The following is a 13,549-nucleotide window of genomic DNA, read 5'->3' as shown; positions in this document are numbered from 1 at the left end:
AATTGCTACACTTAAAAACTTTGGGCAATTGAAAAACGATTCACGTTTCCCAATTGCCCATTCATGGTCTTTTACTGAAATTTCTTTTATTAACTGATCTTACTGACTGACCTTGCTCTGATCTGTCATGATTTCACTAAGGGATGTTGCCAGACCCGCCAAGCCCTGAATTTCAGAGGGAATAATAATCTTAGTGGCTTTGCCATCAGCTACCTTTTCAAAGGTAGATAAACTCTTAAGGGCAATAACTGACTGAATCGGATTGGCATCATTTAACATCTTGACCCCATTGGCAACCGCTTCCTGAACCTTGACAATGGCTTCTGCTTCACCTTCTGCCCGTCTGATCTGAGCTTCCCGATCCGCTTCGGCACTAAGAATAGCAGCCGCTTTTAAGCCTTCCGCTTGTAAAATTGCCGCTGATTTTTCGCCTTCAGCGACCAGAATGGCACTGGCTTTTTCGCCTTCTGCCTGGAGGATTTTTTCCCGACGTTCCCGCTCTGCCTTCATCTGCCGTTCCATCGCATTCTGGATCGCTTCTGGTGGCATGATGTTTTTAAGTTCTACCCGGTTGATTTTAATCCCCCAGGGATCGGTGGCTTCATCGAGAATTACCCGCATTTTGGTATTAATCACGTCCCGGGATGTCAGTGTTGCATCGAGCTCCATATCACCAATGATGTTACGCAAAGTGGTGGCGGTTAGATTTTCAATGGCTTTCATGGGATTGTCCACCCCATACATATAGAATTTAGGATCGGTAACCTGTAAATAAATTACCGTGTCAATCTGCATCGTAACATTATCCTTGGTAATAACCGGTTGGGGCGGGAAATCCGCGACCCGTTCTTTTAAACTGATTCTTTTTGAAATCCGGTCAAAAATCGGAATTGCGATATGAAAACCGGTCTCCCAGGTGGCATGATAAGCGCCCAATCGTTCCACCACATAGGCATTAGCCTGGGGAACGATCTTCGCATTCACAATAATTACAACAACAAAAATGATAAATAAAACGCCTAAAATAATTAATCCAATCATCTTCTTACCTCCTTTTATTTTATTTCTTCTTCTACCAATTTAACCATGGCTTTAACCCCTTCGATTCCTACCACAGTCACTTTTGCACCAACAGGAATGACTGTATCGTCGTCGACATTTCTGGCAGTCCAAGACTTACCATCAACCTTGATGGCGCCCTGTCCCTTAAGATTATTGATTTCTTCCTCAACAATCCCCTGTTCTTTGAGAATGCGATCAGCATTGGTTGTTATCGTTTTGGGATCCATGTGTTTTTTCAAAAAAGGTTTTGTTCCCAATAATAATCCAACAGAAACCAGAAAGAACAGCGTCATCTGTACCCAAAATGGTGCGCCTAAATAAGCGACGGCCATTGCCACCAGAGAACCAACACAAAACCAGATGGAAACCAGTGCGCCAGCAGTAACCAATTCAACCACCAGAAAAACGACAAATAAAACCAACCAGACAAGAATGATATTCATCTGCTCACCTCCCTCATTCACTTAATTTTATTATAACATAGTTTGTTGTTTTTTTTCTCATGAGTTACACAATCGATTTTTTTTATTTTTTTCTTGCACTTTCATTTTTTAGTGTGTATAATCAAAAGCAAGTAAATAGAAAAGCGAACATATGGTGCCTTAAACATTAAGGAGAATAGGGAATCAGGTGAGAGTCCTGAACGAACCCATCACTGTAAGGGCGGAGCAAACCACAAAAACCACTGTTTTTTTAATGGGAAGGTGTGGCAAAGCGTTAAAACCCCAAGTCAGGAGACCTGCCTATGAATCGATCCTGAATGAACGAAGGTAAAGTTCATGGCTGTTATTTAGAATAAATAACAGCTGTGGACTTTTTTATTTGCCAAAATTTGTTGAGAATCATTCAGGAGGAAACGATGACAATTCTTAAAAAAGCACAAGCCGGTGAGATCACCGCAGAAATGATTTATGTGGCGCAAAAAGAAGGGCTCGATCCCGAAAACATTCGCCAGGGGGTAGCCGTCGGTGAAATCGTCATTCTAAAGAGTTCCCGGCCAAATATCAACCCGGTGGCGGTGGGCAAGGGTCTGTTTACCAAGGTTTCCGCCAGCGTTGGGATGTATGAAATAGATGACACCATCGATGGTGAAATGGCTAAAATCAAACAGGCCGTAAAAGCCGAAGCGGATACGCTGATGGATTTAAGTGTTCGGGGTCCGATTGATGAAATGCGTGAAAAAGTCTTATCCACGGTGGACCGGCCGGTCGGTACCCTACCCCTTTATCAGACCCTGGCTATGGCTCAGGAAAAATATGGCAGTGCTTTAGATATGACCGCGGATGACATGTTCGCGATGATGGAAAAGCATGCCTCCGAAGGCGTCAGCTTTTTAGCCCTGCACTGCGGCACCACCATGGACGTGATCAACCGCGCCAAAGAAGAAGGCCGGATTGATCCACTGGTTAGTTATGGGGGTTCCCATCTGATTGGCTGGATGGTTCACAACCACTGTGAAAATCCCTTTTTTACCCAATATGACCGGGTCCTGGAAATCTGTAAAAAGTATGATGTCGTGCTGAGCTTTGCCGACGGCATGCGCCCCGGCTGTATTGCCGATTCCCTGGACGGCGCCCAGGTTCATGAATTGGTGATCCTCGGCGGTCTGGTTAAAAAGGCCCGGGCGGCCGGGGTTCAAGTGATGGTCAAAGGACCGGGCCATGTGCCCCTGGATCAGATCCAGACCACTGTAAAGTTACAAAAACAACTATGCGGCGGCGCTCCCTACTTTGTCTTCGGCTGTCTGCCCACCGATTCCGGGGCTGGTATGGATCATGTCACTGGCGCCATCGGCGGCGCAATCGCCGCCTATTACGGTGCCGACTTCCTCTGTTACGTCACCCCGGCCGAACATATCGGCATGCCAAATGCCGATGATGTCTATATGGGCGTGATGGCCAGCCGCATCGCCGCCCATGCTGGTGATGTTGGCAAAGGCCATCCGGCAGCGATTGCCTGGGATCTGGAAATGTCCCATGCCCGCCGGGAACTTAATTGGGGCCGGCAGATGGAACTGGCCATCGATACTGAAACCGCCACGAAGGTCTGGAAGGATCGCAGCACCGACTTCGAATCCGAATGCAGCATGTGCGGCGACTTCTGTGCCATGAAAATTGTCGGCAAGTATTTACGAGACGAAAACCAGGAAGCGAGGAACTAATCATGACCCAAATATTAAAAGCTCGACAGGGTAAAATTACCGAAGAAATGGAAATGGTGGCACTCAGCGAAGGCTTCACGCCTGAATTTATCAGAGCCGGAGTAGCTGCCGGCCGGATTGTCATTCCTAAAAATAAATTGCGCAATCGTTCTAAAATCTGCGGCATCGGTGGTGGTCTGGACGTCAAAGTCAACGGTCTGATGGGCACCTCTGGTGATCGGGATGATATGGACATGGAAGTCAAAAAACTAAAAATCATCGAAGCCGCCGGTGCCCACGGTTTTATGGATTTAAGTATGGGTGCCGATATTGATACCATGCGAACCTTAAGTCTAAATAATTCCAACATTGCCGCTGGCTGTGTGCCCGTTTATCAGGCTGCCAAAGAAGCGGCTGATAAACGGGGCCTGATGGTCAATATGACCTCTGATGATCTGTTTGAAGTGGTTGAAAAACAATGTCAGGCCGGTATGGATTTTATGGCCGTGCACTCGGCCCTGAATATGGATCTTCTCAAAATATTAAAAAGAACCGGTCGCGTTGCCGATATCTGTAGCCGTGGTGGATCCTTGCTAACTGGCTGGATGTTCCATAACGATAAAGAAAATCCTCTTTATGCCGAATTTGACCGACTGCTGGAGATTCTCAAAGCGACCGATACGGTACTTAGCATCGGCGACGCCATTCGACCCGGTGCCAATGCTGATTCTCTGGATCAGGCCCACCTGCGCGGCTTAATGGTCGCTGGTGAGCTGACCAAACGGGCCCTGGCGGCCGGGGTTCAGGTGATGGTGGAAGGTCCCGGCCATGTGCCACTAAACCATATTCCCTCAGCGATGCTACTGCAAAAACGACTCTGTTACGATGTACCCTACTATATTTTAGGCTTCCTGGCCACCGATATTGCTCCCGGATATGACAATATTACGGGTTCGATCGGCGGTGCCTTTGCCGGCATGCACGGGGCTGATTTCCTTTGTTACCTGACCCCAGCCGAACACCTGGGTCTGCCCAATGAGGAAGATGTCCGCATCGGTGTCGAAACGACCCGGATCGCCGCCAATGCGGCCAATGTCTTAAAGCGCGGCGGCGCGGCCTGGAACCGCGATCTGGCGATGTCCCGGGCCCGGGTTTCCCGCAATCAGGAAGAACAGATCAAAAACGCCATCAATCAAGCCAATCTGATCGCTGCCTTTGCGGCTCAAAAGCCTTCCCATGGTTGTGCTGTCTGTGCCGACAGTAAATGTCCGGCGGATGTCGCGGCGGAGTTTTTTGGGATATCCTAAACGAGTAAACCCTTTGTGACGGGTAGCTTACCCGCCCCACGAAAAAACAAGCGTTTATTATCCAAAAGCGTCACCCATCATTCCGTAAGGGTTTGTAATACAAGCCCTTACAAGCCTCACCAATATAGTGATAAAATCAATCGTACGTTTCATTTATTACTAAGTAGAAAGGATAATTACCATGATCGAAACCAAATATACCTTAACACACGTCATCGACCATACCGAACCGGCTGACCCCAAGTGGCGTCAGGCCGCCCGCGATCATATAGAAAAATTAGCGATTCCGCCCTGGAGTCTCGGTCAGCTGCTGGTTGTCGCTGAACAGTTGGCCGGGATTCAACGCACCATCCGACCCAATGTCGATAAAAAAATGGTCATCACCATGGCCGGAGATCACGGTGTGGTGGCCGAAGGGGTTTCTGCCTTCCCTCAGGAGGTGACTCCACAGATGGTGGAAAACTTTGTCAAAGGCGGAGCGGGCATTAATATTTTAGCCAAAGCCGCTGGCGCCGAAGTGATTGTCGTTGATATGGGCGTCGCTGTGGATATGCCCGAACTGGTTTCACAAGGCGCCATCATTGACTGCAAGATCGCCCATGGCACCAAAAACTTTTATCAGGAACCGGCAATGACCCGGGAACAAGCCATTGCTGCGCTGGAAGCCGGGATCAATGTGGCTTCCAAGGTGATCAAAGAACAGGGGATCAATCTGCTGGCTACCGGCGATATGGGGATTGGCAACACGACCCCCAGCGCCGCTATTTTAGCGGTTATGGCCGAATATCCGGTTTCATCAGTAACCGGCCGGGGCACCGGCATTGATAACGCCACCTTGCTCAACAAGATCAAAGTGATCCGGGAATCGATCAATCGCCATCAACCCGATAAAACCGATCCCATTGATGTCCTTTCCAAAGTCGGGGGCTTCGAGATTGCCGGGATTGCCGGCGTAATCCTGGGGGCTGCTTTTAATCAGGTGCCGGTTCTGGTGGACGGCTTTATTTCCACCGCTGGTGCGCTGATCGCCAAGGCCCTATGTCCCCAATCGCTGGATTATATGATTCCCTCCCATCAGAGTGAAGAACCGGGGCATCAGCTAATGTGGCAAGCCCTGGGCTTACGCCCCCTGCTTAACCTCAATTTCAGATTAGGAGAAGGCACCGGGGCAGCGGTGGCGATGCACCTGGTGGAATCCTCGGCCCGGGTCATCTGCGACGTCTTAACCTTTACTGACGCAGGAGTAACCAATGGTCATGAAGGGGTATGATCCCCAAACCAACGGCGGCCAGTATTTAGAAGACCTGGCCACCGCTTACTGGGTTTCCGATGCGCTGTTCACTGCTTTGGAAATGGATCTTTTTCAAACCATCGATGATTTCGGGATCCGCGGCGCCAGTCTCTTAGAACTCGCCCCAAAACTGGGGGCCAACGAAAGCGCCCTGGAACGTTACCTGGCACTTCTAAACAGTCTTGGTCTAGTAGGATGCTACCAAAATGTTTATTATAACCAATTGATTACCAAAGAATATTTACTAATAGCGAGTCCGCTTTATCAGGGCGACTCGCTGCTGTGGCGTAAAAATCTTACTGATGACTGGAATACGCTTAAAGCTTCGCTGACTGCTGGTGGTCGGGTCAACTTTCTGCCGGCGGATATCAGCGAAGAAGAACTTAACCTGCGCCGGGCTAAATACATCAAAGCCATGGACAACGTGGCCAAGTTAAAAGCCCGCGACTGCACCACCTTTTTTACCGAACTCAGCGGTGATATTCTGGATGTGGGAACCGGCTCCGGAGCTATGGCACTGGCCTTTTTAGAAGCCTTTCCGGGCACTCGTGCCACCCTGCTCGACATTGTGCAGATGCTTCCTCAAACTCAAAAACTTGTCGATGCCACCGCCTACGCAGATCGGGTTAACTACCACCCCGCTAATATTCTGGAACCACAATGGGGTCTTGCCAAAAAATATCGGTTGATCATTCTTTCTAATATTATTCACGCCTACGCCGAGTCGGAAAACGAACAGGTTTTAAAAACCGCAGCCAGCCATTTGAGTGATGATGGCATCATCCTGATCCATGATTTTTTTAATGAGCATGATCCGGTCAAGGCTCACCTGACCGATATCAATATGTTTTTAAACACCTACAATGGCAAAGTTTTTTCCGGAGCCTGGGTAATTGCCGAGCTTAAAAAAAATGATCTACTCACCTCATCGCTGATTCCTCTGGCCACCGACACCGCCCTGATCTTTGCTGCCCGAAGCCAGATGGCACTGGATACCATTTATTTTAAATAATTATTATCGTTAACCAAATCAAGGAGAAACCATGAAAATACTTTTCATCCAAGCCCTCTCAATGGAGGGTATCGACATCGAGCGGGTTTATCCCATTGGGATCGTCGTGCTGGCATCTCAGGTCGAGCGGCAAACCAATCATGATCTGCAGCTTTTTGACATGAATATGGCCATCGATCCCTATGGCGATTTACGCTTACAACTGGATACCTATCAGCCGGACGTGGTCTGTCTGTCGCTACGAAATATTGATCCTTTGGGTAATAAAACCTCGTCGTTGATTCCCGGCTTTGCCGTTACCCTGGCTTTTATTAAACGCTACGCGGCTGATACCAAAATCTTAGTCGGTGGAACCGGTTTTTCGCTATTCCCGGAACGGCTGATGCGCGAATATCCGGAAATTGACTTCGGCGTGACCGGCGAGGCCGAAAAAATCATTGTGCCACTACTGGAAAATCTCAATAACCCGCCCCACCTCCCAGGGCTCTGCTACCGCGAAAACAAAGCGGTCTTGATCGTCCCACCGGTGGGTGATTATGATATGCTGGATTACGTGATGCCCAACCGCGATCTGCTTGATCCCCGCCCCTACCTCACCGTTAATAAATATGTGGAAAGTATCGGCGTGGAAACCAAACGGGGCTGCTGTTTTAGCTGCGGCTACTGTTCCTATCCGCTCCTGCAGGGCTCTAAAATGCGTTGCCGCACCCCTGAAGCGGTGGTCGATGAAATCCAGTTTCTCTACGAAACATACGGTGTCACCCGGATCCACTTCACCGATTCGGTGGTCAATATTCCGGTGGATCACCTCGATACAATCTGCGCTGAAATCATCCGGCGAGGTTTAAAAATTAACTGGAGCGGTTTTTTTCGCGAAAACCTGTTAACCGAGGAAAACGTCGCCCTCTATACCCAATCCGGCTGCGAATGCTTTTCCCTGTCCCCCGACGGCCTGAGCCAAACGGCCCTGGATGCCATGGATAAGCATATGCGTGTCCAGGATATCCTCGACACTGCTCAGGTGTTGGCAGGCAGCGGTGTGGTCACAGTTTATCACTTCCTCGTCAATACCCCCGGGGATACCGCCGCAACCCAGCAGCAAGCCAGGGACCTCATCGATGCGATTTACGAGATCCATCACGCTTCCAAAACCCTGGGTACCATTGTACTCAATAATATCCGTATTTTACCGGGCACCAAGGTAGAACAACAGGCTCTGGCAAACGGGGTGATCACCCCGGAAACCGATCTGCTCTACCCCACCTACTATAACCCGGCGCCCTTTGACCGGGTCCGCTATGATCTGGAAATCTATCATACCAAAAAAAATATCTTTATGTGGCAGGAGGTCACCTCATGAATGTCATTCTTTTAGAACATCCCCGCTCCTACGGCGACGACCGCTGTAACGATATTGCCAACGCCCCCCTTTCAGCCTGCTTGAACACCGGCTATATTGGCGGCATGCTGGCCGCCAACAACATTGATGTGACAATTGTGGACGGCTATCTGGAACAGCTGGATTATCCGGCCATTGAAGAGCAAATAGCAACGCTAACGCCCACGATTTTAGGGATTCACCTGGTTTATCACTGGGAGGACAACAAAACCCTTTATCAGTTTATTAAGCACATCAAACAAACCTATGGCATTGCTTATGTCTGCGTTTATGGTTTTTACCCCACCTTTGCCTATGAAGAAATTCTTAACCGCTGTCCGGCCATTGACTCAGCCCTGTTAGGCGAAGCTGAACTGACTTTCTTGACGCTGGCCGAAAATTTCCCCACCGTTCCCCAGTCGGGAATCGCCACACGCACCACTAATGGCATTGTCGCGACCCGAGGCGAGGTTGTTACGGATGTGGATTCATTGCCCTTTCCTCTGCGCAGCACCAGCTCCTATTCTTTTGGCGAGGTCAATATTTCCGGTAGCCGGGGCTGTTACGGTGGCTGTACTTTTTGTTATATCAACCCCTACTACGGCGATACAAAACGGAAATGGCGGGGCCGAAGTCCGGAGAACATTATCACCGAAATCGATACAATAATGAAGCAAACCGATATCCGCTACTTTTATTTTATGGACCCCAACTTCTACGGTCCCGGTCGCGCTGGAAAAGAGCGGGTCCTAAAACTGGCCCATCTTTTAAAAGAACGCCACATCCACTTTGGCATTGAAGCGCGGGCCAACGATATCGAAGAAGAAACCATCAAAGCCCTGACTGACGCCGGTCTTAAACACATTTTAATCGGTCTGGAAAGCGGCCTTGATGAAGCGCTGAAACGGCTTAATAAGCTGACCACCGTGGCTGATAATGAACAGGCTCTGGAAATCCTCCGGAAATACGGCATCGAACCCAGCGTCGGTTTTATTATGTTTGAACCGGACTCGACCCTGGAAGATCTGAAAGTCAACTACGATTTTTTAAAACGAAACGCTCTACTGGATAAGCTGGAAATCAGCGTTAATGTACTCTATCATCATATGATTATTCTTAAGGGTAGCTCCTCCTACAAAGCCCTCCAGGATCAGGGGCGGCTAAATATTTCCCCTCACTCCACCTATGAGGCAGATACTGATTATCTTAACCCAAGGGTGGCGATGTTAGCCGGGATGATGAGAGACATGACTAATCATATTTTTTCCTATATGAAAGATACCTGGGAACTGAGCTTTAAGAAAGATCCGGTAATTCTGGAAAAATATCGTCTGATCAATCAGCTGCTGATTCAATCCTTTGAAGATTATCTTTACTTACTAAAAAACAGAGAAATCACTATTGATCAACGAAACAGTTTTGTGGATACCTTTAATCATACCGTTGATGGAATTATGGCATAAAAAACGCCTAAAGGGAAATCCCTTTAGGCATTTTTTTATCTGATTTTATTCAGACTCAATTATTTCATTTCTAACAACATTTATCTCAATCACGTGACGTTCGTCCGACTTGGTAATGGTGAAGGTCAGATTTTCAAACTCAAAGGATTCACCCACATTGGGAACGCGATCCAGAAATTCAACAATCCAACCACCTACCGTGATCACGTCAAAATCATCATCCATATCAAAAAGATCAAACATTTTTCCCAGATTTGCTTTTCCTAAAATCCGATATTCGTCTTTGGATATTTTTACAAATTCATCGATGACCTCATCATGTTCGTCCCAGATTTCACCAACCAGTTCTTCAATGACATCTTCAAGGGTGACAATACCAGCGGTTCCGCCATATTCGTCGGAAACGACAGCAATATGGCATTTTTTCTGCTGGAGCAGCGTTAGCAACTTGGAAATTTTCATATTTGGAGTGATAAAGACCACCGGGCTGATGATTTCTTCCAGACTGCTGTTGCCATTGGCCACATAATGGGTAAAATCCTTATAACTGATAAAACCGATAATCTGATCAATGGTCCCCTGATAAACTGGCAGCCGGGAAAAACCAGTTTCAAAAAACAACTTGGTAATATCCTCCTTGGGATTATCCACATCAATAGCGACCACATCCACCCGATGGGTCAGGATATCATCCACATCCAGGTCATTGAACTCGATCGCACTGCGAATCAATTCTCCATCCTGAAGATCGATGCCACCATCATTTTCTGCTTCTTCCACAATGGTCAGCAGTTCTTCTTCGGTCATGCTGCGTTCATCATTAACCTTAAACAATTTATCAAGCATTTTTTTCCATAACATAAATAAAAAGTTCACTGGTGTTAATATAAACATCAGAAACCGAATAAAAGGAGCCGCAAACATGGCAAAACTTTCAGGTGAATCTTTAGCCAGACTTTTAGGTGAAATTTCACCAAAAATAAGTACCAGTACGGTCATCACCGCCGTTGAAATGGTCACTCCGGCATTGCCGAAATAGCGAACAAAAACCACCGTAGCAATTGATGCTGAAGCAATGTTGACAATATTATTCCCGATCAGAATTGTCGATAATAAAACGTCAAATCGATCAGAAAGTGCCAAAACCTGAGCCGCTCTTTTGTTTCCGTCTTTGGCCAAATTTTTTATGCGAATACGATTAATGGAGGTAAAAGCCGTTTCCGTCGCCGAAAAATATGCTGACATCAGCAGCATCACCACTAGAACTGCAATAAAACCTATAACACTACTGTCCATTGACTAAGATTCCTCCCAGTAAACAGATTCGTCAGTGGTCACGCTCTCCGATTTGATAAGTTGTGTCATTTTTGTCTCAGATAATGGTACGTCGTCCAATTCTATTCCTCTTTCAAATATTATTTGTCACTATGATATCATATTTTTAGTTACAATTCCATAATATCTGATAAATTTTACCTAATTGGCGAATCTTTAAACTTTTTTAATTTTTCGTAATGGTTGAGAATAATCATAAACAGCAGATTGTCGTGACCATTACACTTGAGGGAAAAACCAAGGCATTCTTCCATTTTATTTTTTCTGAAAATAACCGTATTTTTGTGGACAAATAAATCTTCGGCCACCTGTTCAAAGTGAAAATGATAATCAAATATTTTGCGCATCGTAATCATCGCTTCTTCGGTGCCTTTGCCGAAATATTTCTGAATTTTTTGAATATAGGGTTCAATAACCAGGGTATAGGCTTCTTTGTCCAGTTGATTATAAAGACGCCATAAATAATGGTGATGAGAGAAATACACAGGTTGATTTTTCTTATAAATGCCGCTGCGATACATACCATAGGCTTCACCATAGGATTTCACGTAGCCCTTGACGCCCAGATAATAACCGCCCACAAAACATTGCATATTTTTAGCATCCGCAGCATTTTTCATAACGTCCAGATAGGTACTAATGGTCTTTTCTACCTCCCAGGGTTCTGTTCTCTTGAGCGTTTTGAAAACTAAAATAAAACCGCCGGACATCACCGACGAAATATCGTCTTTTAAATGACTGTCTGACAGCTTAATCTGGTTGAGGATTTTTTCAAGCTTTCCTTTTTCAGACGTTTTATGATCAATCCCAAAACTTAAAATTACCGCCACTCGACAACTTTCCATACTATAGCCGATGCGCTCGCCCCAATCCGCAATTTCTTCTTCACTGATGCTTTGCTGATCACTGATCAAAGTGTTTAAAAAGATTTCTTTATCGTTGCGATGGGAATAGAAGCGGTTCATCGTTTCTTGCTGTTCAATGATCAATTCTGCGGTCATCTTCACCAGTTTCCCAATGTTTCGGACCTCATCCGGGTCTCCAGTTATTCCAACGACGCCAATGACTTCTCCACCTTTATCCACAATAGGCAAATTAATCCCCGGCTTCACACCCCGAAGTTCTATTGATTGTGTATCAGTCACCTCACAGGTAATCCCGTTTTGAATGGCAAACATGGCTGTTTCATGGAAGCTTCCAAGTCTGTCCGGCGAACCACTCCCAATTATAATTGCATTTTTATTCATAACATTGATGTTATAACCAAGGGTGTTCATAACTTCATCGGCAATTTTTTGGGCAATTTTCTTATCCAGCATCGCCCCACTCCTTTTATTCTATCTCATATTTTGCGGAAGCATGCATACAATTGCCAGAAAACGAAAAAGGTTATCGATCGTTTTCGCCAATAACTGGGGCGCATTTTGCATATGCCAGACCAACCCGCGGTCGTTACTAAAGATGGCAAAGGCGGCCACCACCCCACAATTGTAAATCGCTTCATAACCATCATCTAACGCTCCTGAGATCACTACCACCGGAATATTTAGATTTTTTCCCCGTTTTCCAACGCCGGAAATCACCTTGCCCATCACACTTTGGGCATCGGTTTTCCCTTCTCCGGTAATGATCATATCGGCTCCGTCAATTGCCGCTTCAAAACCAATTTCATCCAGAACAATATCCAATCCGGATTTCAACTGGCTTTTAAATAAAGCCACCAATGGTAATGCCATACCGCCGGCGGCGCCAATTCCTTTTAGCTTGACCAATTTCCTGGCTGTTTTTTTCTCAAGAAGTTGTCCAAACATACTGAGTCCCTGATCCAGAAATATCACCATCTCGCTGTTGGCACCTTTTTGAGGACCATAGATTGCCGCCGCCCCTTGAACGCCACAAAGAACATTATCAACATCACAAGCAATGACTATTTCCACCTCTTGCAATGCGGGCTTAACCTGGCTGGTATCAATTGTCCTCACCCGGCTTAAATTTTCGCCGACAGGGGCCAACAATTCCATATTTTGATCATAAAATCGGACCCCCAAAGCATTGGCAACTCCCAGACCGCCATCATTAGTCGCGCTGCCCCCTAAACCAAGGATAATTTTGTGGCAACCCCGCCTGATTGCATCCGCAATCATTTCCCCGGTACCATAGGTACTCGTTTTTAACGGATTGCGTTCATCATCTGCTAAAAGCGGCAAGCCGGAAGCAGCCGACATTTCAATAACCGCTACTTCACCGTTTAAAATGCCGTAGATTGCGGTTATTTCTCTGAATAAAGGGTCTTTCGTTTTGATTTTTATGATCTCACCAGATTGATGCCTGACCAGTGCCTCTACCAGACCTTCTCCTCCATCCGAAATGGGAATTTTTACGATCTTAGCTGTCGGCATAATTTTAAGAATTGAACCTTCAACGATATCACAAACCTCAGTAGCTGACATGGATCCTTTAAAAGAGTCCGGAGCAATCACTATTTTCATTTTGTGCTCTCCTCTAAATTATATTTTTTATGTCTCAAAAACAATAGCATGGGTAAACAGGAAAACCCATGC

The 13,549-nt window shown here is 46.5% G+C and carries 11 protein-coding genes and 1 riboswitch; of the genes, 6 read left to right on the top strand and 5 right to left on the bottom strand.

Annotated elements, in window-relative coordinates:
- Positions 1-99 precede the first annotated feature (99 nt).
- Both U2P91_RS08555 and U2P91_RS08550 read right to left on the bottom strand, forming a co-directional pair.
- Positions 100-1,041, bottom strand: a complete 942-nt coding sequence (locus U2P91_RS08555; protein WP_111889522.1) for an SPFH domain-containing protein — start codon at positions 1,039-1,041, stop codon at positions 100-102.
- Positions 1,042-1,055: 14 nt separating this feature from the next.
- Entirely contained in the window at positions 1,056-1,505 is a 450-nt protein-coding gene (locus U2P91_RS08550; protein ID WP_111889521.1) for an NfeD family protein, read from the bottom strand.
- A gap of 135 nt (positions 1,506-1,640) precedes the next feature.
- Positions 1,641-1,824: riboswitch (cobalamin riboswitch) on the top strand.
- Between the two features lie 97 nt (positions 1,825-1,921).
- On the opposite strand from U2P91_RS08550, the gene thiC reads away from it, so the two are divergent.
- The 6 genes from thiC (at position 1,922) to U2P91_RS08520 (ending at position 9,653) form a co-directional block, all read left to right on the top strand.
- Positions 1,922-3,223 (top strand): phosphomethylpyrimidine synthase ThiC, encoded by a 1,302-nt coding sequence (gene thiC / locus U2P91_RS08545; RefSeq protein ID WP_111889520.1) that lies wholly within the window; start codon positions 1,922-1,924, stop codon positions 3,221-3,223.
- Positions 3,224-3,225: 2 nt separating this feature from the next.
- Positions 3,226-4,509, top strand: coding sequence for a B12 lower ligand biosynthesis ThiC-like protein BzaB (gene bzaB, locus U2P91_RS08540; protein WP_111889519.1), 1,284 nt, complete (start codon positions 3,226-3,228; stop codon positions 4,507-4,509).
- A gap of 181 nt (positions 4,510-4,690) precedes the next feature.
- Positions 4,691-5,779: a nicotinate-nucleotide--dimethylbenzimidazole phosphoribosyltransferase gene (gene cobT, locus U2P91_RS08535; protein ID WP_111889518.1), complete on the top strand. Its 1,089-nt coding sequence runs from the start codon at positions 4,691-4,693 to the stop codon at positions 5,777-5,779.
- A complete protein-coding gene (locus tag U2P91_RS08530; protein ID WP_242988539.1) occupies positions 5,766-6,812 on the top strand; it encodes a class I SAM-dependent methyltransferase in 1,047 nt (348 codons plus the stop codon). The genes cobT and U2P91_RS08530 overlap by 14 nt, the downstream gene beginning before the upstream one ends.
- 31 nt (positions 6,813-6,843) lie before the next feature.
- Positions 6,844-8,172 (top strand): B12 lower ligand biosynthesis radical SAM protein BzaD, encoded by a 1,329-nt coding sequence (bzaD, locus tag U2P91_RS08525; protein WP_111889516.1) that lies wholly within the window; start codon positions 6,844-6,846, stop codon positions 8,170-8,172.
- Entirely contained in the window at positions 8,169-9,653 is a 1,485-nt protein-coding gene (locus U2P91_RS08520) for a B12-binding domain-containing radical SAM protein (protein ID WP_111889515.1), read from the top strand. Before bzaD ends, U2P91_RS08520 begins: the two co-directional genes overlap by 4 nt.
- Before the next feature lie 45 nt (positions 9,654-9,698).
- Here U2P91_RS08520 and U2P91_RS08515 read toward each other — a convergent pair whose 3' ends face one another.
- The 3 genes from U2P91_RS08515 to U2P91_RS08505 form a co-directional block, all read right to left on the bottom strand.
- On the bottom strand, positions 9,699-10,949 hold the full coding sequence (locus U2P91_RS08515) for an HlyC/CorC family transporter (protein WP_111889514.1): 1,251 nt from the start codon (positions 10,947-10,949) through the stop codon (positions 9,699-9,701).
- A 176-nt stretch (positions 10,950-11,125) separates the two neighbouring features.
- Positions 11,126-12,307 (bottom strand): CdaR family transcriptional regulator, encoded by a 1,182-nt coding sequence (locus U2P91_RS08510; RefSeq protein ID WP_111889513.1) that lies wholly within the window; start codon positions 12,305-12,307, stop codon positions 11,126-11,128.
- Positions 12,308-12,325: 18 nt separating this feature from the next.
- Complete coding sequence (locus U2P91_RS08505) at positions 12,326-13,477, bottom strand: glycerate kinase (RefSeq protein WP_111889512.1); 1,152 nt, start codon at positions 13,475-13,477, stop codon at positions 12,326-12,328.
- Positions 13,478-13,549 lie beyond the last annotated feature (72 nt).

This window comes from Acetobacterium sp. K1/6 (genome assembly GCF_034438075.1).
In the GTDB taxonomy this organism is placed as follows: domain Bacteria; phylum Bacillota; class Clostridia; order Eubacteriales; family Eubacteriaceae; genus Acetobacterium; species Acetobacterium carbinolicum.
The sequence above is the reverse complement of the archived record's forward strand: the minus strand, read 5'-3'. Positions and strand labels throughout refer to the sequence as shown.